We start from the raw sequence: 20,531 nt of genomic DNA on the forward strand, positions 1-20,531 counted from the left end.
TCATTCCCTCTCGGCCTTCATGAACGAAAGCTCAATTTGCACGCTCGTCTGCCCATTGTTACTCGTTATCCGAATGAGACCTTGGTGCTCGTCCACAATAGACTTGCTTATACTGAGGCCAAGTCCTGCGCTCGCTTCTTCATTAACAACGCTTCCGGCCCTATAATACGGCTCGAAAATTTTTTCCAGGCTATCAGGATTGATCGTTTCGCCTTCATTCGTAACCAAGATTTTGACCGCTTGGGCATCCAAATGGGCCTCAACCCCTATTTTCGAATATGCAGACGAATACTTAATCGCATTATCCAGCAAATTAATAAAGAGCTGACGCAGCCTGTCCGACTGGCCATATACGAACAAATCTTGGCTAACCTTGCAATGAATCGTTTTTTTGTACCGCTTCGCCTTGATCGCCATCGTCTCCGATACATCCCTCAATATTCGGGCCGTATCTATTCTTTCAAAATTATTGCCCCCTTCGGATGCCTTGGACATTTCCAGAAGCCTCAAAACCATGTCATGCAGCCGTTTGCTCTCATCCATAATATGGCCCATTCCTTTTTGAAAAATAACCGGATCTTTGGCACCGTTCATGAGTATGATTTCGGAGTAGCCCATAATCGTCGTCAGCGGCGTTTTCAGCTCATGGGTCACATTATCAAAAAAACGCTTCCGATGATCGATCAGCTCTTCCAATCGATCCCGGTCCTTCTCAATGGTTAGAAATTGCTCACTGAGCTTCTCGATCATGCTGCTAAAGTTAGTGGCAAGGCTGCCGATCTCATCCTTCCGCTTGAAAGCGATGCGAACATGCAGATTTCCGTTTTTCACCTCATTGGAAGCCTGCATTAGCTTAACTAGCGGAACCGTAACATGACGCGAGAGGATATAGGAAAACAGAAATGCTGCAGTAAATACCGCCAACGCGATCGAAAATATCGTTCGCTGCAGTGCTCTGCTTTGCTCGTAAAGCGGAGTGAAATCTTTGGAAAAACGTATGATGCCTACTTTTATTCCATTAACAACAACAGGGAATGCATAGAGAATAGATACCTCCCCGTTAATCTTTGCAATCGTATAGGCTGTTTTTCCCTGCATGGCCTCTGTCAGATCATCTCCACCTGCATTAAAAACGCTCTTGTCGGAAGTATACAGCAGCTCACCTGCTAACGAATACATTCCGACACCGCCGGAAACCGTATGCTGCAGATCCACTCCCATGTCCTCGGCAATTTGTTCAAAGTAAATTTCATCGCTCGTAAAGTGATGCGTCAAGAAGGATTGCCGTATATAATTGTTGCTGTTTTTCTTCAAATCAATCAAGCTATCGGAAATCGTGCTCCTGTTGCCGGCTTCAATATTTCTTGTCACCCACTGATTTAAGATTAAGAAAAATACGGTGAAAATAACAAAAAAACCGAGGATGAATTTGCCCCTAATCGTGCGGATCATAGGAAGTGTCCACATGTTTGTTGAATTTGTACCCAATGCTGAATACGGTCGTTATCAAATCCGCTGCATCCAGTTTTTTGCGCAACCGTTGGATATGCGTATCCACCGTTCTCGTGTCTCCGGTATAATCGTATCCCCATACGTAATCGAGCAGCTCCGTTCGAGTGAAAATTTTCCCCCTATTTGCATAGAGCTTCAGCAGAAGATCATATTCCTTAGGAGTCAACTCAATCTCCTTACCGCTTTTCTTGACCACTCTTTCACTAACCACGATCTCAATCTCCTTAAAGCGAACCACTTGGTCGTCTTGTTCGGAATTCCCACCGGCATGCCGATTGGCTTGGGCGACCCGGCGTAGTATGGTGCGGATTCTTGCAATGACTTCTCTCAAATCAAAGGGTTTCGTAATATAGTCATCCGCACCAAATTCGAGACCTAATATTTTATCCGTAATATCGGATTTAGCCGTAATCATTAAGATCGGGATATTATAAGATGCCGTAACCTGCTTGCAAATATCTAATCCGCTTTGATCCGGCAGCATCCAATCGAGAATTAGCAAATCCGGCTTGAAAGAGGCAATCGCCTTAAGGCCGTTCGCGCCTGTATAGGCTTTTTCCGTTTCATAGCCTTCCATTTTTAGACCGTATTCCAGTATATCTGCGATTGCGGCTTCATCTTCTATAATTAAAATTTTAGTTTTCTCCATAGTCATTCCTTAGAAGTCAGATTTTCAATAATATAAGCCTTGCATGTATCCATGACGTGATCAACTTGTCACAAACTTGTGTACGACGTATATCGGCACCTGCGCGTTTCAGTCTGATCCTTGTTCTCTTGGCGCTAAGCGCAGCCGTTTTAGTTGTTGTCTAATTTTCAAGTAATTATTACAGAACGTTCGAATGATTAGGCATCATCGTCATTCTTTCATTTTCCACCCGCGCAAAGATGACTTTGATCGGCAAAAAGAGATATAATACATATAGAGTTGTAAGTAACTATCATCTGCAAAGCAGAATATAAGGAGTGTTCCATATGTCTTTGAAAGAAATTACGTCCATTGAAGAATGGAATAACGTTTACGAAGCTTCCGCTACTCGCCCGCTCGTCGTATTCAAACACAGCACAACATGCCCCGTTAGCGCGAACGCTTATACAGAGTTTAACCAATACCTGGACGGCAAACCGAGAGAGGACGTTGATTACGTGCTCGTGAAAGTAATCGAGTCCCGTCCCGTTTCCAACCAAATTGCTGAAGACACATCCGTAAAGCATGAATCGCCGCAAATCATGTATATCGATAAAAAAGAGAAAGTATGGTCCGCTACTCACTGGTCCATCACGAAAGCACATATCACCGCTGTTCTCGACTAAGCCTAACGGCAAAGCATCAGCGAGGCTGTTCTTGAAGGGCCAACGCCTTTCAGAGCAGCCTCTTCTTATTACCTATGGGGAGGAATTCAAATGGCAGAAATCGTGAATTTAACTACGGATGAGCAAATTCTCGGCGCTTTCCCGTTAATCCAGCAGCTTCGCCCTCATTTGGCCAAAGAAGATTATTTGGAAAAAGTAAAACGGCTGCAAGCACAATACGGCTATACTCTCGTCGCCGCCATCGTGGATGGCGAAGCCAAGTCCGCTGCCGGATATCGGATTAACGAATCGCTGGCATGGGGCAAATATTTTTATGTCGACGACCTGATCACCGACGCGAACAGCCGCTCCAATGGTTATGCCAAGCTGCTATTCGACTGGCTAGAAGCAGAAGCGGCTGCCAATGGCTGCGAGCAATTCCATTTGGACTCCGGCGTCCAGCGGCATGACGCCCATCGGTTTTATTTGAATAAAAGAATGGATATTGTTGCTTATCATTTTTATAAACCGCTTCCCCAATAATACCGCTGTATGCTACAACGAACAAAAAGCTGCCTTGGCAGCTTTTTTTCATGTGCCAACCCCATCAAAAACGCACGGGATTCTTTTCACCTTCCCTCTCCAAACCGCAATCCCCATAAAGACTCACAGCATTTAGAACTATATCCCACTTCGTTACCATGCCATTAAGCCCATTCTCAATAACGCATAAATGTGGTTATCTAGAGAATGTCGGAATATATCGTTTTTTATAAATTAGGGGGATATTTTTATGAAGCGTTTCGCTTTAATCGCAGTGATGATCACCGTTTTCGGGTCCGTTTTTTCAAGTTCATTCACGAATAGTCAGGCAGCGGCAGCAGCCTCAGCGCCGGTGTTCAAGGATATTAAAGGCCATTGGGCGGAGAAAACAATTACCGATATGGTAAAACAAGGGATTTTAGACGGATATCCCGACGGGACCTTCCGACCACAAGAGCCCGTAAAGGTGGACCAATTCATCAAAATGCTCGTTCTTTCGTACACTGACCTGCACCAAAACGGCTCGCGGAGCTGGAACCTACCGTTCCTGCAATCGCTTAGCGAAGAGAACCAAGCCATTCTAAAGCAGGATTACCGATATTTTGATTTCAAACCGAGCCCTGTCGGCTATTGGGCCAAGCAGTTCATCGACGTAGCCAGCGATCTTCATTTCCTGAACAAGACCAGATATAACGATTTCCAAGCAGATATGACACGCGAGAATGTAGCCGAGATTGTTTATTACACGCTGCAGGAAACCGAATTTTTAGAAGACGGCCTATTCGGACAGAAGATGGCTCAAGCCTATGGCGACATCATGGGCGCAACGGAGCGCGAGCAGAAATTTATTGCAGAGACGCTTGTGAAAGGCATTATGCAGGGATATCCTAACGGCTTCTTCGGCGTTGGCGACACCGTTACCCGCGCGGAATCGCTCGTTATTTTGAACCGACTTACCGATAAGTCGAAACGCCTGGCAATCACCGTTTCCCCCGAGAAGCTGGAGCGTGTTGTACCTACTCTCGGCGGCGGGAAAAAGATCATCGTGTTCCCGGACAAACGGATGTGGGATGCCTATGAAGCACTTATCCAAGCCGGCCAACTGCGCGGCTCGAACCATGATCTATACGAAACGACGCTCCGTTTATTCAAAGACCAAGCAGAGAAGGACAGCGTATTGAACCGCCCATCCGGCGCTGCGGCGGTAGACGAGGAGGCAGCGGTGTGGCTCGATCCGCAATACAATACGTACGGCATAACGATGAGGCTGAGAGAAGGCACGCTCGCACGGAACAAAGAGGTGGTGGAGCAGTTCGCCAACCAGCTGTTCGGCTATAACGCCTCCGTCTTCAAGGAGCTGTTTAACGATATTTGCAAAAAAGTCGAGTCAGGCGCCAAGGTCGCCTCGCAGCAGAAGCTAATCGGCACGGATAATGTAAATATTCAAATAGACTCGGCCTCTAAAACGGTTATTTTCTCCATTGCTACGAAAAAATAAATACATCTTCCGTTTAAAGAAGCTGCTCTACGGTTAAAAACCCGTAACAGCTTCTTTATTTTATTGGCAAGCGAACAGGCGACTATCCCGCTCTTCATGAATTCGAAGGAGGAATAAGATATGACTCTAACTACCTCTCAATGGAATAAAGCTTCAAAACGAAACCGAAAGCTCGTGGCATTGGTAACGGCCGTGCTCCTCGCATCCACGCCAGCAGCCGGCATTCTCCCCGGCGGCGGAACTGCGGCTGCCGCCGAAACTATGCTGAACGTTATTCCCCAGCCCTTCGTTATTGACGGCGTCCGCACAACCGTGCCTACAGCCATCGTCGACGGAGAAACGTACATCAGTCTTCGCGCGCTTAACGAAAAGCTTGGTCTGGCGACTAGCTGGGATGCCAAAGCAAGAAGCGCCATCGTTATCGGGCGCAATCGGGTTTTCATCGCATCGCCGGACAAGGGAACCTATGAACTGAACGGCCAACCCATTTACGGAAGCATGTCCATTCTCTCTAACGGGTCCACTTATATCCCGCTGCGCTTCCTATTGGAGCGTATGGGCTACATGATTTCCTATGACGCGCCTACGCGCACCATCGGGATTCAGACCATTGAAGAGAACAAGCTGACCATTGCCAGCAAAACGATCAGCGAGGTGAACGAGTCACAATCGCTCGTCATCCATTACCCGGTCATCTCGGGCTATAAGAACGAGGAAGCGGAAGATAAAGTGAACGCCTATTTGAAAAAGGAAGCCGAAACCTTCGCTGTCTCCGCTCAGGAAAGCCTCACTAAGGCGATCCAAGACAATAAAAAATGGCAGGCCGAAAATCCGGGCGTGGACTACCCTCCCGTTGCATATGAGGCCACCTATACGATTACGTATAATGAAAACGACCATTTGAGCCTCTATGTCGACTATTATATTGATCTCGGCGGTGCCCATGGCTCAACGATACGCGTACCGTATACGTTCGATTTGAGTACCGGCGAGACCGTCTCCTTGAAGCAAGCCGCGAACAACAACGCAAACTACGTATCCATTATCAATAAAAACATGAATGACCAGATCAAAGCGCGAAAGCTCGACTTGATTGCGCCTTTCGAAGGCATTAAGGCTGACCGTCCTTATTATTTAAGACACGGAGCTATCGTAATCACCTTTGAGCAATATGAATACACCGCCTACGCGCTTGGCATGCCGGAGTTCGCCATTCCCCTGAAGGTCTTTGAATAGGGGTGTAATCAGTCCCGGTTGCCGTTATGGCAGAAAAAGATCTCCGCAGGCCGCAGCCAGCCGAGATCTTTTTTTTGCTGTTTCCCTGCCTTTTCAAAAATCATCGTAAACGCACTAGCTGCAGGAAGTGTTTAATTCCTACATATGAACCATCATATTTGACAATTTCTAATATATAATGAGTAAGTATGAAATCATTGGAATGATGAAAGGAATGGTACGATGTTTGGAAAATTAGCTGCAGACGCGCTTGGACTTAGCGATATTGGCGCGATTATCAAGCCGGCGGATTTCAGCAAAGCGGATTCTGACGACTATGTGATGCATGAGGATAACGAGAAGATCTATTTCCTGATCAAATCGAAGTCCGACGAGTACTGTTTTACGAATATCGCGCTCATCCATTTGGACGGCACAAGCGCCCTCAGCAAAAAACGCACGCTTAAACGTTATTCGTACAGCGCCCATCAAATTGCGCAGGTTGCGCTGGAAACAGCGGGAACGGTTGATCTTGACGTTGAGATCAAGTTCACCATCGGATCCGTGCCTTTCTCGATTGACGTGAACAAGAAGCATATCGAGGAGCTTAAAGATCTCTACAAGGCACTCATCAAAATTTCCGAAATTACACGCGAGAACGAAATCTCGCTTGAATATGCAAGACGCAGCCTTGATCTCGCGTCCACTACTTTGCAGCAAATCCACAAAGGAGACTTCAACGTGGTCGAGCAATTCGACGGCTTGAACAAATCTGCCTTTAACTGGCTCGTAAACACGCACAAACAGTACCGCGTGAAGGATTTCGGCGCGATATTCGAGCGTTATATCAATAACTAATTCATCTTTTCATTGAATAGTCTAAGCAAGCAGATCGGCGACAATCGCCGATCTGCTTTTTTAATGCATAAGATCAATTTAATGTAAAGTAACCTGACATTTATATTGCGCAACCCTAACACACGCGTATATATTTAATAATAAGAATACGCCTATACCCCATGCGAAGAGGTGACGCCTTATGCCAGGAGAGCTCATATTAACGGTAGATGACGAAGTTAGAATCGGCGAGCTGGTAGGCATGTATTTATCCAAAGACGGTTTCCGCCATTTGAATGCAACGAGCGGCAGGCAAGCGATAGAGCTGGCTGCCAATGAGCGGCCGGCTCTCATCGTGCTCGATGTGCTGCTGCCCGACATGGAAGGCTATGAGCTATGCGCGCGGCTTAGGCAAACAACGGATGTTCCGATCGTTTTTCTTACATGCAAGGATACCGAGATCGACAAGGTCGTCGGACTAAGCGTAGGCGCCGATGATTACGTCAGCAAGCCCTTCAGCCCCGTCGAGCTGGTCGCGCGAATCAAAGCCCAGCTTCGGCGCAACCGCATCATTTACAACCGGCAGACGGAAGCCGCTCCCTCAACGACCCTTTCATCCGCCCACGTTCAGCTGCGCATCGATGCGCATGAGGCATACGTAGACGGAAAACGGATCATCTTGTCAGCCAAGGAGTTCCAGCTACTCGCCTACCTTATGCAGAACGCTCGCCAAGTGCTCACAGCCGAACGTTTGCTGACTCGCATATGGGGCTACGAGAGCAGCCTGGACACCAAAACGCTTCAGGTCCACATCGGTCATCTGCGCAAAAAAATTGAAAAGGACCCTTCTTCGCCTAAACGCATCCTAACCATTCGCGGCATGGGGTACAAGTTCGATGAACCGATTCAAGCACATTAAGCCGCTCTTGCGGCCGCGCACCTTCGCCTTTCAGATGCTAACGGCCATGCTGACCGTCTCCCTTATCCCACTCTTATTGTTATCCGCATTCGCCGGACAGACGGTTACGTCGCAGCTAAACCGTTTCAATCAATTGAACACCGCTTTGATCGAGAAAAATTACATAAGCATGTACGAAGCCAATATTGAAGAGCAGGCTCGCGCCATCGATACCGAGCTCCGCCTTGTCGAGGATGCGGTCCTGCTGTCCAAGGCGCTCGCGGAATCCGTTTTCTCAGCAGCCAACCATTCCAAGGTCACGCCTATTTCATTTCGTTACGATATCCAGAAACAACGATTCACCGAAAACAATTCCGACGGGAACGGCGTCATCTCCATACGGACGGATAACCCTCTCCAATCCCCGTCACCGGAACAAGCTTACGATTTGGCGCTCAGCAAGGCCCTGTTTCCGCTGTTCGAATCCGAATCCGCGCGCAAGCCAAACATCGTCTCCATGTACTATATCCATCCGAGATCCGGCTCGTTTTATTACCCCGAATATTCCGGACCGGAGGAGGCTGCGCCGCCAGAGCCCATTAACGAACTGACGACGTACCATTTTTATTCCGATGCCCTGAATGTCAGGCCCCGAACGAATCAAGTCGCATGGACGAAGCCTTATCTCGACATTACGCCACGAGGTTGGATGTTCACGGCCACGACGCCCGTTTACAATGAACGGCGCGTGCTCAAAGGGGTAGTCGCGGCCGATGTCACGATCGAGCGGTTCGTCAACAACGTATTGGATACGAGATTCGGGGATGAGGATGGCATCGCGCTGCTGCTCGATACGGATCACGAACTCATTGCCGCCCAGCAGCATGCGACGAGCGACATCCAGCAGCTCGATTTAGCCGCCCTCTTCAGCGAGGATACATTAAACAGCTACCGAAGCATGCAGCTTGGCGGTCAGCAGAAGGTCGTATTCAGCCGTTCCATCCCCACAACGAACTGGATCCTAGGCTATATCATTCCTGAGCATAAGCTTCTTGAGCCGATCCATGAAGCTACGGACCAGCTCTCTTCCCGAACAGGCGAGCAGCTCACCGTTCAGTTGTCTCTGCTTGGACTAGTCGCCGTCTGCTTGTGCGTCATCCTTTCCTTCTACCTTCGCTCCAAAGTATCGCGGCCCGTGAATCTGCTGGCAGACGCATTCGCAGAGATGGGCGAGGGACAGTTCACTTCCACGCTTAACGACACGCATACTCTTGAATTCAATCAGCTGCTGCGGTCCTTCAACCGCATGTCGGACAAAATCCGTGAGCTCATGGAACAGCAAGCCGTGCATAACCATCAGTTGGAGCATAAGGTGGGCCTGCGCACGGAAGAGCTGCGGGACATGAATAATGAATTGGAAGCACGCGTTGACGAGCTTCTTAGGCTGGAGCATTGGCGAAGGGAGCTGCTTATGAATATTTCGCATGATTTGAAAACACCCATCACGCTTATTCGAGGATATATCGAAGCAATCAATGACGGAACGATTAGCGGAGAGGATACCGGCATCTATTTGCGGAGGATAGACGAGGATATTCAGACCATCAATCAATTCGTCCGCAACATGAATGAGCTGAGTTTACTGGAGACGAGGCAGATGAAAGCCAACCAAACCGTTCTCGAAGCCGGTTCCCTATTCGACGGCATGGTCCAGAAATGGGAAGCCTATATGCGATTGGAACGACGACCCTTCCATACTAGGCGAACCGCCGCCGGCGCCCGGCTCTTCGGCGACCCCCACCTGCTAAGCCGCGTGATCGACAATCTCATGGACAACGCCTTGAAATATTCGGATTCCGGCAGCAAGATCAGCTTCACGCTGGAGCTATCCGGCTCCAATGCCGTCTTCCGCATCTCCGATCACGGCGCAGGCATCCCAGAGGCTGCGCTGCCTTACGTATTCAATTCCTTCTACCGTGTCGATAAATCAAGAAACAGCGGCATACCCGGCAGCGGACTCGGATTATCCATCGCCAAGGAGATTGCCGACATCCATGGCGGGCGGTTGAGCGTCGCTCCGAATGGCAAGCAAGGACAGGGAAGCATTTTTTCATTGGCGCTCCCGCTGGCGAACCACGAAATGACCCGCATCGATTAAAAAAAAACCGTTCATCTGCCCTGACGGCAAATGAACGGACTTTTTTTCAAGCCGGCATTCTACTCTACTTTGTTCAAATCAAGAGTTGGCGTTTCATTAAAGAAGTTGAACGGCTTAATCATGGCCGTCACCCACTCCGTAGGCATGATCGGGAATTCCTCCGCCCTCATGACATGGGTCGTTCCCGTTGTCAGCCATACGACCGTATCCTTGTTCTCGATACTGCGGTTCTGCTGCGTCCAGAGACCAAGCCCGGTGTCTTTATTATGCGTCGTGTATTTGCCTTCGGAGTACTGCTCATCCTTTTTATAGGGCGTTACCCAAATATGGTTATTTATAAATTCCGCTCGTTTAAGCACATAATCCGTTTTCGTGAACAGCGGCTCCTCCATGAACGGGTGAGTGCCTCCCGCATAAGGCATCACTTGATAGCCCGTAGCGTAGCCAAGCTTATTCTCCTTACTGGTATTCGTTACGAGGACGATCTTGTCAGGATCGAACTTTTGAATCGCATCCTGCTCCAGCTTATAGGTTTTCTCTACGGTGATCATTTCACTTCGGGCGAACTCGGGGTTTTTGACAGAGATCGCCTTCGGTAATATCTCTCCAACGGAGTTAGACTCGCCATCTACATCAAGGTCAAGCCTGTAGCTGAAAATATGCTGATGCGTCGGCGCGACAATGTTCGCATCAACCAGCTTGCCGTTTCGCGTATCGCTCACGGCTGTTTTGTCATCCATCGTCTTCGAGCTGACGGCTTTGACCTGAGCAAGCCCAGTCGCCCCTGCCATAAGCTTAATCGAACCGTTCTGCAGGAATACCCAATCAAGAACATAGTCATAATTGCCGATTGTCGCGATCGCCCGCAGCACCAGCTCTCGGCGTTCCCTAGCCTCGCCGTTGTGCGACCATTCCGGATCGGCATAGCGCTCGAACAAGGCAAATGAGTTTTTAATGACCTGCGCTTTGCCCTCCGTATTGTTAATCGCGGCGTCGAACAACGTTGCGTTCTTCGGCACGTCAGACCCGATATTGAGCGAACGGGTTGATAGCCCAACGCCATATTCGCCTGCATCCATAAAAATTTTGTACAGCCATGCTGCATCCGGGTCGCCATAAGGAACCATCATGCCTCCAAGGCCGCCTTCGTACATTACCTTGCGTTTATTTCCATTCTCCGTGTATGAGACGGTAGACACCATCGGACCTACGCGCGGGTCGAGCCGGAAATGGAACTTCCAATTCTGCCAATCCACCGTAGTGCCTTTCACGGAGAAGCTTGCGCCTTTCGGCTGGCTAATGATAAGCGGCTTGATCTCGTCGGTCCGCTTCGTCTTGATTACCTTCGTGTAATCATTCGGATCAGTTGGCACGGGAGGGTTGCCGGACTCGTATATTTTAATGACCTTCTTGGCATTCAAATCGACAAGAAAAGCTAGACCGTCCATCGGATGGGCGAAGCTGTTAACCGCTCCCTCCACTTTCGGACGCGGCACCGACATCGCAAGCCTTGAGCCGGGAGGCGTCAGCTCCGGACCGTAATCGCCTAGCGGGCCGTCTGCGAAGGACACCTTGCTCAGATCCGTGATACCATGCCTCGCAAGTGCCGCAACCGCGTCTTTATCTTTCTCTACGATAGCTTCCGATTGCCCCCATTCCGTATAAAACGGCCACCCCTCCTTCACTTCCTTCCAATAAACAACCTTATCGGTGTCGAGATTTACCGTCCCTTCATACGGCTTATTTCCTTTAACCAGCGTAAACGTGGCTTCCCTCGGTAGTTTAGCCCCGCCTGCATCGTCCCAAGCCCATACCTTCTGCTTATCCGGCTCCTCCAGCTTAATTTCGGAGAAATACATATCTTTGCTGCCATACTGCGACTTTTGAATAATCGCTGCCGCTTCCTCAATTTCTTGCGGGCTTAGCGGATTAAGCGGATGGTAGACCATTTTATCGATCTCTGCCGCGCTTAACCGGCCAAGGCCGAGCGCCCCCGGAAAAATATTAATAGAAGCAATAACGACTGATGCAGCAACCACAGATACGACCCATTTTTTCGTCCTCATAGTTTCCCTCCTATTATTCTCTCTCCAAACCGCGACCACCGAACCCCGTTTCCCGTTCCTATCCTAGCCAGCGCATCCCCCTCACTTTTTCGTTGATGTTACATACTCTAACATGGGAAGGTAATGAAAAAGGGTCGAAAAGGTAAAGGCCCTTTAATTTGTTAGCCCGCTTTGGGTAAAGCTTTCAATCACGCAAAAAAAGCCTATTCGCGCTAAGTTCCGGAACCCGTTCCCGTTTAAGGAACAGAAGCCCACTTGCGCGAATAAGCTTTCGCTCATTCCATATCGATTACACGTCAATAACGAACGGGACAATAACAATTTCTCCGTCACGCTGAAATTGCCCCCATATTTTATAAAGGCCGCCTATCGGGAAACTCACTCCGAATACCGCCTGCGGCCCCTTGGACGCCCAATTAAGGGGATGGATGTGAATGAATTGCTCCGTTGTCTGATCAATGGCGACGACATGCCCCACCGCGCCAAGATAGAGCTCCAGATCCTCCACCTTCTCGCCCGTCTTCTCGTCCGTGAAAGTGTAGGTCATACTCATCTGCTTCTGCGGAACAGGCTGCTCCGCGAATGTCAGCTCTATCTTCATGCCGCTTGCCTCGGCCGTCAGCGTCTCGCTCTTCTTCAGCGGCACCGGTTCGGGAGTCACCCCTCCCACATCCACAACCGCATTACGCGTCAGCTCGTTCATGCCCTTAGGCACGAAATCCGCATACAGCTTATATTTCCCTGCGGTCGGGAACGCAATCGATAACTCAAACTGACCTTTGCCTACATACGCAGGATGAACATGCCGGAACTCACGAAGGTCCTCGCTAACGACAATAAGGTGAAGCAGCTTCTCATTCGTCAGGTCGAATTCATCGATCGCCGCTCCGCTTCCATTCCGAATCTTTATCGAGAGCATCGACGGCACCCCCACAGCCGGCTTGCCCTGCGGCCACTCAAGCGCCATCCGCACACCCTTTTCAGATGCGGATTCCGCTCCGCTCCCCGCATGGCGATGAGCCAGCGACAATGCATACGGATCAAGAAACGGATCTGACAGATCACCGGATGCGTTTGATCGGCTTATCCCTTGCAGCAGAAACGCAGCCAGCAAGGCAGCCAATAGCAAAGTCGCCATAAACACCCATTTATACCTTAGCAGCATACCATCCCCCCACCCCAGCACGATCATGATGAGGTAATTGTATAGGTCCGGAGTAAAAGTATGGCTATAGGAAAGTAAACGGAAGGTAAAGTATTCCTAAATTGCAGCTACACCCCGTAAACGTCCATCGCCGCTTGCAGTGCTTTGCCCGCTTCCGGCGAGTGTCCGTGGCGCAGCAATACTGCTTCAAGCGCGCCTAGCGTAAGTAGTACGTTGCGCTTGCTGCAGCTGTAGCCCATTGTGCCAATGCGCCATATCCGGCCTTTCAGCGGGCCGAAGGAGCTGGCGATTTCTATGCCGTAATGATCCAGCAGCATGGAACGGACCGATTCCCCATCTACTCCGGCAGGTATCTCAATACAGGTGACGACGGTCATTTTGCAGGATGGATCGCCGTATAGCCGAAGCCCCATCGCCTCCAACCCGGCGATTAGCGCGCCTTCATGCTCGCGGTGCCGCGCAAAACGCTCGTCCAAGCCCTCTTCCAGCGCAAGCCGCAATCCCTCGCGCAGCGCATAAAGCATGGACGTCGCTTCCGTATGGTGGTTCAGCCGCGCAGGGCTCCAATAGTCCTGAAGCTGGCTAAGGTCTAGATAGTTGCTCTGGATCGGACGCAGCATCGGATCCTCCTCGCCATCCGCGAGAAGCAGCCCTCTCTCAATTCGCTTGCGGCTTTGCAGCTTCGCCTCCGCCCTTTTGTTGTACGTAATAGGCGCCATGCCGGCCGGTACAGACAAACACTTCTGCGTGCCGCCGATTACGGCATCAATAAGCAGCCGATCCGTTGCTACTTCAATGCCGCCTATTGTAGCAACTGCATCTACGACAAACAGCGCATCCGCTTCCCTGCATGCCTGCCCTATTCCAGCCAACGGCTGCATACGGCCAGTTGAAGTCTCCCCATGGACAAGGGCCACGAGCTTTGGCTGATGCTCCCTTATCGCGCCGACGATTTCTTCCTCGGTGAACACGGTACCCCATTCCGCTTCCAACTTCACGATTTCGGCACCGCAGCGCCCGGCGATTTCCGTCAGCAAGTGGCCGAACCTCCCGTAGATGGGCACAAGCACCTTGTCGCCAGGTTCAATGAGTCCGACAAGCACAGCCTCTATGCCCGACCTCGACGTTCCGTCTACGGGGAAGGCCCATTCATTCTCCGTCTTGAAGAGTAGCCGCAGCATACCCATCGTTTCATTCATCAAAGCCGTAAACTCCGGATCAAATTGTCCGAGTATCGGGTAGGACATCGCTCGCAGCACGCGCGGATCGACCTCGACCGGGCCTGGCGTCATAATCGTACGCGGCGACGGCGCCAAATCTTTATACACCTTCATAGCTCTTCCCCCTCATAGCCTAATCGATAGAGCAGCTCCGTCAAGACGAGCACGCCGACCGCGAGCTCGCTCGGTTCCGTATATTCCTCCGGCGAATGCGAAATTCCTCGTCTGCTCGGCACGAACAGCATGGCCGTCGGGCAAACATGCTCGAACATCTGCGCATCATGCCCAGCCCCGCTGATCATCCGCTTCGAGGAAATGGACAGCTCACCGCATACGGCATCCAATTGCCGCTTCAGACGTTCATTCATCGGCACCGGTTCCTCGCGAAACCATTCCGTGCCATGCAGCTCAAGCTGCCTGTCAGCTGCAATTGAAGCAAATTCCCCAAGTACCCAGCGGCAAAAGCGATCAAGCGCCGCCTCGTCGGCATGGCGCGCGTCTACCGTAAATACAACCTTGCCCGGTACGACGTTCGGCACATTCGGCTGTACCTGCAGCCTGCCGACCGTCGCCACGAGCGGCGAGCCTAGGCGAACGGTCTCTTGGCGTAGCGCCTGAATCATCATGCTGACGCCTTCCAGCGCATCCCTGCGCATATGCATCGGCGTCGTTCCCGCATGGTTGGATTCACCGACTACCTCGAACTTCAATCTCCGCTGACCCGCAATCGCATCTACCACCCCGATTGCAATCCCTTCCCTCTCAAGCACTGCACCTTGCTCGATATGAACCTCGATAAAGGCACCGATATCATGGCGGCGACTGTCTCTTGCCGTCCCCTTGCCAAAGCCGCAGCGCTGCATGGCATCCGCGAAAAACACCTCGTAGGAATCCTGCAGATGAACGATCTGCTCGAAATTCCGTTTGCCAACAATGCTCCCGGAGCCCCAGTAAGCCATGGGAAATCGGCTGCCTTCCTCCTCGCAAAGAGAGACCAGCTCCAGCGTACGCTTTGGCTTCCCATAACGCTTATGCAAGTAATCCAGTGCAAGCAACCCTGCAGCAATACCGTAAGCCCCGTCAAACATTCCGCCTTGTACGACGGTATCGATATGCGAGCCTGTTATAATTGAAGGCGCCTCTACATTCTCGCCTTGTAATTTTCCGAATAAGTTGCCTACGTCATCAAATGAAGTCGACAAGCCGTAGCTTGCCATTTTGACCGCTAATGCCCGCTGCGTCTCCAGCCAGCCATCCGTATACAGCAGCCGCGTAATGCCGCCTTCTTCATCCGGACTGAATGCTGCCAGCCAGTTCAGCACTTGCATAACCTCTGCTTCGAAATAAGACAGCATCTGTTCCTTATCTTGCGGTGAGAGACGTACATTTCGCTCCATAGCTGCTCCTCCTATCTCTCCTGCCGAATCTAGTTAACCCATTGCCCACGCATCATTTCACTCAAGCCAGCATTCTCTCCATATACCGCTTGCCCTCTCAGGTAAGTCGCCTTGACTCGGCAATGCAGCTCTTCACCTAGGTAGGGGCTGTGTTTATGTTTTTGATACAAATGACTCTCTTCCAATACATATGCCTGCTTCAAATCGAGCAAAACCAGGTCGGCGTCTAAGCCTATCCTGATCTCTCCCTTTGTCTCCTGAAGTCCAAACCTCCTTGCCGGCCCTCCTGAAAGCAGGTCTGTGAGCAAAGTGAGCGGCAGCCCCCTTTTCACATATCCCTCTCCGACTATGAGCTCTACGGAGCTTTGGGCCCCCGCAATGCCTCCCCAAGCATCGAAGAAGTTGTCCGCCTCCTTCATTGAGACCGGGCAAGGCGAATGGTCTGACGAAATCATATCGAACTGCCCCTTCCCGAGAGCATCCCACAGCTTCCCCCGCTCGGCAGCATCACGCAGCGGCGGCGAGCATTTGGCTACCGCTCCCTTCGTTTCTAAATCGTCCGATGTCAAAGCCAAGTAGTGCGGGCAGGTTTCCACCGTTACGTCCAGCCCCCTCTCGCGCGCCTGCAAAATGGAACGAACGCCAGCCTCGCTGCTGATATGCACGAAATGCAAGGCGCAACCCGTCTGCTCCGCATAGAAAAGCGCACGGTTGATCGCTTCCAGCTCGGCTACGATTGGCCTTGAAGCGACATAATCGCTTGGCGACAAACGTCCCGCCTCCCTCATATCCCGTCCAAGCTTCGCTACGATCGGCTCGCTTTCGGCATGAAGCGCAAGCACTTTACCCACGCTTGCTATAATTTTCATGCCCTCAAGCAGCGTGTAATCGTCCACTTCGCGGAAGGCATCCTCGCTCGGATCGCCTGGCGATGACATGAATGCTTTGAAACCGACGACTCCCGCTTCATGCAGCGGAATAAGCTCATGCAGCTTCCCAGGGACAAGCCCGCCCCAAATGGCGTAATCCACATAGGATCGATCTTTGGCTGCCGCAAGCTTCTGCTGCATGGCGCTTACCGTAACCGTAGGCGGAATGCCGTTAAGCGGCATATCGATATAGGTCGTGCAGCCGCCCGCAGCAAGGGCAGCCGAGCCCGTCACGAAGCCTTCCCATTCGCCTAAGCCCGGTTCATTCAAATGAACATGAACGTCGATCATGCCAGCCATGACGGTGAGACCCGTGGCATCGAGCGTTTCCGCCGCGAGCTCGCCATTCAGCCCTTCGCCAAGCTGAATGATTTTACCGTTTTTGATGCCGATATCCAGCATCCTCACTTCGTCCTTCAACACAACGCTGCCGTTTTTTATGATTAAATCAAGCTTTTCATTTCCCTTCATTTCATTCTCCGCCTTTCATGGTGCAACCATGGTTTCTGCACGCAGTATGCACTCGGCCTCTGTTGAAGCTTATGAGCAACGATCATCAAATAGTGAAGCAGCATTTACTTTTTTTCGTCAGCCAGCCTTGTACACTTTTAGTGAATGCAACCTCATAGCCCATGAGCGTTATCATCACTCATGAGCAATGAGCTTATTGCCACTTTGACGGTTAAGCTCCCCATTCTAGCGAACAAACAAGAAGGGCCGCAGACAACGAGGTCCGCAGCCCGATTTGTTAGCCTCAATTATAAGACCGCAGGCCGTTAACGAGCGGCCTGCACCTCACTTACCGGCTGCCGATACTATTTCAGCTCGGTCACGATCAAGCTTGCGTCTACTTCCTTCAGCAAGCTGAGGTCGTGGTAAGAAGCAGGTGCCGGAATCGATTTGATGTTGCCTACCGACTTCAAGTACTCGCCGACAGCAGGTCCGTTGCTTCCGTTCACATAAGTGTCGCCTACTTCCATGGAATACACGTTGCGGGACATGATTTGCGTCAATTCTTCCACCGTCAGATGCAGCTCGGGTGCAAGAGTCTTGATCACTTCCTCACGATTATCATTGATGTAATCCGTCGCTTTTTTCAATGCGCGCAAAACAGCTTTCAAAGTGTTCGGGTTTTTGGCAAGGAAATCATCGGAAACTTGAATCGTCGTATGCACGCTCATCCAGTTCACGTCGCCTTGTTTGTCAGGCAATTCGCTTTTTGTTCCGCTGAAGAGGAATTTGCCGCCGCCTTGGATCGCTTTCGTAATGAACGGCTCCCAAGCAGCCAATGCGTCGATGTCGCCCTTTTCCAAAGCAACGACCGCGTCACTCGGAGCTAGGTTGACATATTTGATTTTGCTAGCGTCTACGCCAAGCTCTTTGGCCATGTTATTAATCGCAATCGTAACGTCAGCACCGCTAGGAATCCCGATCGTTTTTCCCTCAAGATCCTTTGCGCTCTTCAGCTCCAGCTTGCTTGAACCGACAACGGCTTGCGTACCGGCGATTTGGGCAAGCGGGGCAATGATTTTGACAGGAATATCCGTGGATTTAAGAATAATGTCCATAAAGTTCGTTTGAATGCTTACCGGCGCGCTGCCTCCAGCAACCATCGGTCCAATGTCAGGTCCGCTTTCAATGAGCTGGCTCGTTACGTTGAGCCCTTCCTCTTTGAAATAGCCCAGCTTGTCGGCGATGATCTGCTGCGAAGAAATTTGAGCGTCACGAACGCCAACCAGCGTAAGATCAACCATTTCGAGTTCCGTGGAGGCTGGAGCATTCGATGCCGCTCCTTCGTTCACGGCTGCAGGCGCATTGTTGTTGCCGCCACAGGCAGCGAGCACAAAGGTTAACGACGTAAGTACAATTGCAGATTTGAACCAATTTCCGGACTTCTTCATAGGTATTCCCTCCACTTTTCTCTTTGTAGTTTATTGCATCATGCCGTTTTCCTCGTCATCCGCCAGACTCGCACAGGCAGCGTTACTTCTCGATGGCATCTCGAAGCCCGCCTTTGCGCCAAGCCATGACCCTCCTCTCAACAAGCTTCAACAGGTAGGAGAACAAGCTATATTCCAAGCCGATCAGAATGATGGCAATGAACATATTCGATATTTTGAAATAATTCCGGGCATCTACGATGATATAGCCAAGTCCTGATTTGGCACCCATCATCTCCGAGACGATAAGAGCCGAAAAAGACAGGCCCAGACTAACTTGCGCGCCTACGAGAAAATTCGGGATGGCCGACGGCAGCATGACTCTCGTAAAAATTTGCCGCTCCGACGCTCCCAAGCTAAGCGCCGAACGAATGAGTGTCGACGGTACGGATTTGAAGCCGTCCAGCGTGTAGACCAATACCGGAATAAACGTCGTCCATGCGATAAGCAGCACCTTCGGAAACTCTCCGATTCCGAACCAGATAATGAACAAAGGCAGAAGCGCCAGCGTCGGAATCGGCCCGACCAAATTCAGAATCGGAGAAAACCAGCGCTCGACCGTCTTGAACTTGCTCATGATGACGCCGATCAATACGGCAACCGCGCTTCCGATGACAAAACCAAGCGCAATCCGGATCGTACTGGAGATCAGGCTGTCCGTAATAATGCCTGTCTTCGCCAGCTCCCAGCCCTCGGTCAGCAAGACCGACGGCGCGGGCAGGAAGTTCGGATTAAAAAACTTAGCCGTTTCGTTTACTTGCGAGAATATCTCCCAGAAAACGAAGAATATGATGGACGGGAGTATGTTGTATTTCTGAAAAAACCGGCTAATGGCAGATGGTTGCTTGCCTCGCGCCTGCTTGCGCAAGACCGGTGTTGACGTTATCGCAGGAACGCCAGCGCCCGATTCCTTTACGGTAGATAATTTCGCACCGTTCATTACGACCCCACCTTTGCTTGCGCTAGCTCCAGATGCTCTTCGTCCATGAGAACGCGTTCGATGCGGCTCATCATTTCACCAAAGCCCGCGGAATGCGAGGAGCGAGGATGCTTAATGCCAACGTCGAAGATTTCTGCGATTTCGCCATGCTTCATGACTACAACGCGGTCAGCGAGGTACACCGCTTCGCTAATGCTATGCGTAACGAACAAAATCGTCGGCTTTAGCTGGCTGCATATTTTTTGAAGCTCAACCCGCATTGTCTCCCGTGTCAGCACGTCAAGCGCGCCGAAGGGCTCATCCATGAGGAGGATGTCAGGCTTGCTTGCCAGCGCCCTTGCGATGCCAACCCGCTGCTTCATCCCGCCGGACAGTTCGCCAGGATAATGGTTCGCGTACTGCTCCAGCCCGACCAGCTTCAGAAACTCCATTGCCGTTTCCTTCGCTTTGGCCTTGGGCATTTTCTGAACCTCCGGTCCAAAAGCAATATTGTCCTTGATCGTCATCCACGGGAACAAAGCATGATCCTGAAACACCATCCCTCTTGATTTGGATGGTCCTTTAATCTCTTCCCCGTCTACCGTGATGGAGCCGTCATCCGGAAGAAGGTAACCTGCAATCATATTTAACAGCGTCGATTTGCCGCATCCGCTATGGCCAAGTATGCATATAAACTCATGTGAGTCCACCGTAAGATCTACGTTTTTCAGTATCGTTCTTGTGCCGAAGCTCTTCCCTACTTGATTCACAACCAATTTCATTTCCCCAACCCCAATCCATTTTGTTGTTAGCTTTCATTACATGTATCGGTGATGTATAGCTACATCATAATCGGAATCTCCTCTCTTGTCATTGTGCAACATAGCTAAAAATATCCCGTATTCATTGATTAACCTAAACAAACATACATTTACACCCTG

Annotated in this window: 17 protein-coding genes; 7 read left to right on the top strand and 10 right to left on the bottom strand. The window is 50.7% G+C overall.

Annotated elements, in window-relative coordinates; translation table 11 throughout:
• Together AC0YN3_RS22045 and AC0YN3_RS22050 are read right to left on the bottom strand one after the other, a co-directional pair.
• On the bottom strand, positions 1-1,452 hold the full coding sequence (locus AC0YN3_RS22045; protein ID WP_475777106.1) for a sensor histidine kinase: 1,452 nt from the start codon (positions 1,450-1,452) through the stop codon (positions 1-3).
• Positions 1,436-2,161: a response regulator transcription factor gene (locus tag AC0YN3_RS22050; protein WP_475777107.1), complete on the bottom strand. Its 726-nt coding sequence runs from the start codon at positions 2,159-2,161 to the stop codon at positions 1,436-1,438. The genes AC0YN3_RS22045 and AC0YN3_RS22050 overlap by 17 nt, the downstream gene beginning before the upstream one ends.
• 326 nt (positions 2,162-2,487) lie before the next feature.
• Here AC0YN3_RS22050 and ytxJ point away from each other — a divergent pair, with 326 nt between their 5' ends.
• From ytxJ to AC0YN3_RS22085, 7 genes are all read left to right on the top strand, one after another.
• Entirely contained in the window at positions 2,488-2,826 is a 339-nt protein-coding gene (ytxJ, locus tag AC0YN3_RS22055; protein ID WP_475777108.1) for a bacillithiol system redox-active protein YtxJ, read from the top strand.
• Between the two features lie 90 nt (positions 2,827-2,916).
• Complete coding sequence (locus AC0YN3_RS22060; protein ID WP_475777109.1) at positions 2,917-3,348, top strand: GNAT family N-acetyltransferase; 432 nt, start codon at positions 2,917-2,919, stop codon at positions 3,346-3,348.
• A 250-nt stretch (positions 3,349-3,598) separates the two neighbouring features.
• Positions 3,599-4,846: an S-layer homology domain-containing protein gene (locus tag AC0YN3_RS22065; RefSeq protein ID WP_475777110.1), complete on the top strand. Its 1,248-nt coding sequence runs from the start codon at positions 3,599-3,601 to the stop codon at positions 4,844-4,846.
• Positions 4,847-4,966: 120 nt separating this feature from the next.
• On the top strand, positions 4,967-6,082 hold the full coding sequence (locus AC0YN3_RS22070; RefSeq protein ID WP_475777111.1) for a stalk domain-containing protein: 1,116 nt from the start codon (positions 4,967-4,969) through the stop codon (positions 6,080-6,082).
• Between the two features lie 222 nt (positions 6,083-6,304).
• Positions 6,305-6,919, top strand: a complete 615-nt coding sequence (locus tag AC0YN3_RS22075; protein ID WP_183564453.1) for a PH domain-containing protein — start codon at positions 6,305-6,307, stop codon at positions 6,917-6,919.
• Positions 6,920-7,100: 181 nt separating this feature from the next.
• Complete coding sequence (locus tag AC0YN3_RS22080) at positions 7,101-7,817, top strand: winged helix-turn-helix domain-containing protein (protein ID WP_475777112.1); 717 nt, start codon at positions 7,101-7,103, stop codon at positions 7,815-7,817.
• Positions 7,795-9,954: an ATP-binding protein gene (locus AC0YN3_RS22085; protein ID WP_475777113.1), complete on the top strand. Its 2,160-nt coding sequence runs from the start codon at positions 7,795-7,797 to the stop codon at positions 9,952-9,954. Before AC0YN3_RS22080 ends, AC0YN3_RS22085 begins: the two co-directional genes overlap by 23 nt.
• Before the next feature lie 59 nt (positions 9,955-10,013).
• On the opposite strand, the gene AC0YN3_RS22090 is transcribed toward AC0YN3_RS22085, so the two are convergent.
• From AC0YN3_RS22090 to AC0YN3_RS22125, 8 genes are all read right to left on the bottom strand, one after another.
• Positions 10,014-12,020 (bottom strand): copper amine oxidase, encoded by a 2,007-nt coding sequence (locus AC0YN3_RS22090; protein WP_475777114.1) that lies wholly within the window; start codon positions 12,018-12,020, stop codon positions 10,014-10,016.
• Between the two features lie 289 nt (positions 12,021-12,309).
• The gene (locus tag AC0YN3_RS22095; protein ID WP_475777115.1) at positions 12,310-13,185 is read right to left on the bottom strand and encodes a hypothetical protein; all 876 of its coding nucleotides are present in this window, start codon (positions 13,183-13,185) and stop codon (positions 12,310-12,312) included.
• A gap of 107 nt (positions 13,186-13,292) precedes the next feature.
• Positions 13,293-14,519, bottom strand: a complete 1,227-nt coding sequence (locus tag AC0YN3_RS22100) for a pyridoxal-phosphate-dependent aminotransferase family protein (protein ID WP_475777116.1) — start codon at positions 14,517-14,519, stop codon at positions 13,293-13,295.
• Complete coding sequence (gene allC, locus AC0YN3_RS22105; protein ID WP_475777117.1) at positions 14,516-15,802, bottom strand: allantoate deiminase; 1,287 nt, start codon at positions 15,800-15,802, stop codon at positions 14,516-14,518. The genes AC0YN3_RS22100 and allC overlap by 4 nt, the downstream gene beginning before the upstream one ends.
• 29 nt (positions 15,803-15,831) lie before the next feature.
• On the bottom strand, positions 15,832-17,202 hold the full coding sequence (locus AC0YN3_RS22110) for an allantoinase (RefSeq protein ID WP_475777118.1): 1,371 nt from the start codon (positions 17,200-17,202) through the stop codon (positions 15,832-15,834).
• Between the two features lie 344 nt (positions 17,203-17,546).
• Positions 17,547-18,632, bottom strand: coding sequence for an ABC transporter substrate-binding protein (locus tag AC0YN3_RS22115; RefSeq protein WP_475777119.1), 1,086 nt, complete (start codon positions 18,630-18,632; stop codon positions 17,547-17,549).
• An 82-nt stretch (positions 18,633-18,714) separates the two neighbouring features.
• Complete coding sequence (locus AC0YN3_RS22120) at positions 18,715-19,611, bottom strand: ABC transporter permease (protein ID WP_475777120.1); 897 nt, start codon at positions 19,609-19,611, stop codon at positions 18,715-18,717.
• A complete protein-coding gene (locus AC0YN3_RS22125) occupies positions 19,611-20,372 on the bottom strand; it encodes an ABC transporter ATP-binding protein (protein WP_475777121.1) in 762 nt (253 codons plus the stop codon). Before AC0YN3_RS22125 ends, AC0YN3_RS22120 begins: the two co-directional genes overlap by 1 nt.
• Positions 20,373-20,531 lie beyond the last annotated feature (159 nt).

Source organism: Paenibacillus sp. J22R232, from assembly GCF_056269165.1.

Excerpts from the sequence above, each read along its gene's own strand:
- AC0YN3_RS22095 (WP_475777115.1), bottom strand. The coding sequence starts at position 13,185 with ATGCTGCTAAGGTATAAATGGGTGTTTATGGCGACTTTGCTATTGGCT.
- AC0YN3_RS22120 (WP_475777120.1), bottom strand. The coding sequence starts at position 19,611 with ATGAACGGTGCGAAATTATCTACCGTAAAGGAATCGGGCGCTGGCGTT.
- AC0YN3_RS22065 (WP_475777110.1), top strand. The coding sequence starts at position 3,599 with ATGAAGCGTTTCGCTTTAATCGCAGTGATGATCACCGTTTTCGGGTCC.
- ytxJ (WP_475777108.1), top strand. The coding sequence starts at position 2,488 with ATGTCTTTGAAAGAAATTACGTCCATTGAAGAATGGAATAACGTTTAC.
- AC0YN3_RS22090 (WP_475777114.1), bottom strand. The coding sequence starts at position 12,020 with ATGAGGACGAAAAAATGGGTCGTATCTGTGGTTGCTGCATCAGTCGTT.
- AC0YN3_RS22110 (WP_475777118.1), bottom strand. The coding sequence starts at position 17,202 with ATGAAGGGAAATGAAAAGCTTGATTTAATCATAAAAAACGGCAGCGTT.
- AC0YN3_RS22075 (WP_183564453.1), top strand. The coding sequence starts at position 6,305 with ATGTTTGGAAAATTAGCTGCAGACGCGCTTGGACTTAGCGATATTGGC.
- AC0YN3_RS22125 (WP_475777121.1), bottom strand. The coding sequence starts at position 20,372 with ATGAAATTGGTTGTGAATCAAGTAGGGAAGAGCTTCGGCACAAGAACG.
- AC0YN3_RS22045 (WP_475777106.1), bottom strand. The coding sequence starts at position 1,452 with ATGATCCGCACGATTAGGGGCAAATTCATCCTCGGTTTTTTTGTTATT.
- AC0YN3_RS22085 (WP_475777113.1), top strand. The coding sequence starts at position 7,795 with ATGAACCGATTCAAGCACATTAAGCCGCTCTTGCGGCCGCGCACCTTC.
- AC0YN3_RS22070 (WP_475777111.1), top strand. The coding sequence starts at position 4,967 with ATGACTCTAACTACCTCTCAATGGAATAAAGCTTCAAAACGAAACCGA.
- AC0YN3_RS22080 (WP_475777112.1), top strand. The coding sequence starts at position 7,101 with ATGCCAGGAGAGCTCATATTAACGGTAGATGACGAAGTTAGAATCGGC.
- AC0YN3_RS22100 (WP_475777116.1), bottom strand. The coding sequence starts at position 14,519 with ATGAAGGTGTATAAAGATTTGGCGCCGTCGCCGCGTACGATTATGACG.
- AC0YN3_RS22050 (WP_475777107.1), bottom strand. The coding sequence starts at position 2,161 with ATGGAGAAAACTAAAATTTTAATTATAGAAGATGAAGCCGCAATCGCA.
- allC (WP_475777117.1), bottom strand. The coding sequence starts at position 15,802 with ATGGAGCGAAATGTACGTCTCTCACCGCAAGATAAGGAACAGATGCTG.
- AC0YN3_RS22115 (WP_475777119.1), bottom strand. The coding sequence starts at position 18,632 with ATGAAGAAGTCCGGAAATTGGTTCAAATCTGCAATTGTACTTACGTCG.
- AC0YN3_RS22060 (WP_475777109.1), top strand. The coding sequence starts at position 2,917 with ATGGCAGAAATCGTGAATTTAACTACGGATGAGCAAATTCTCGGCGCT.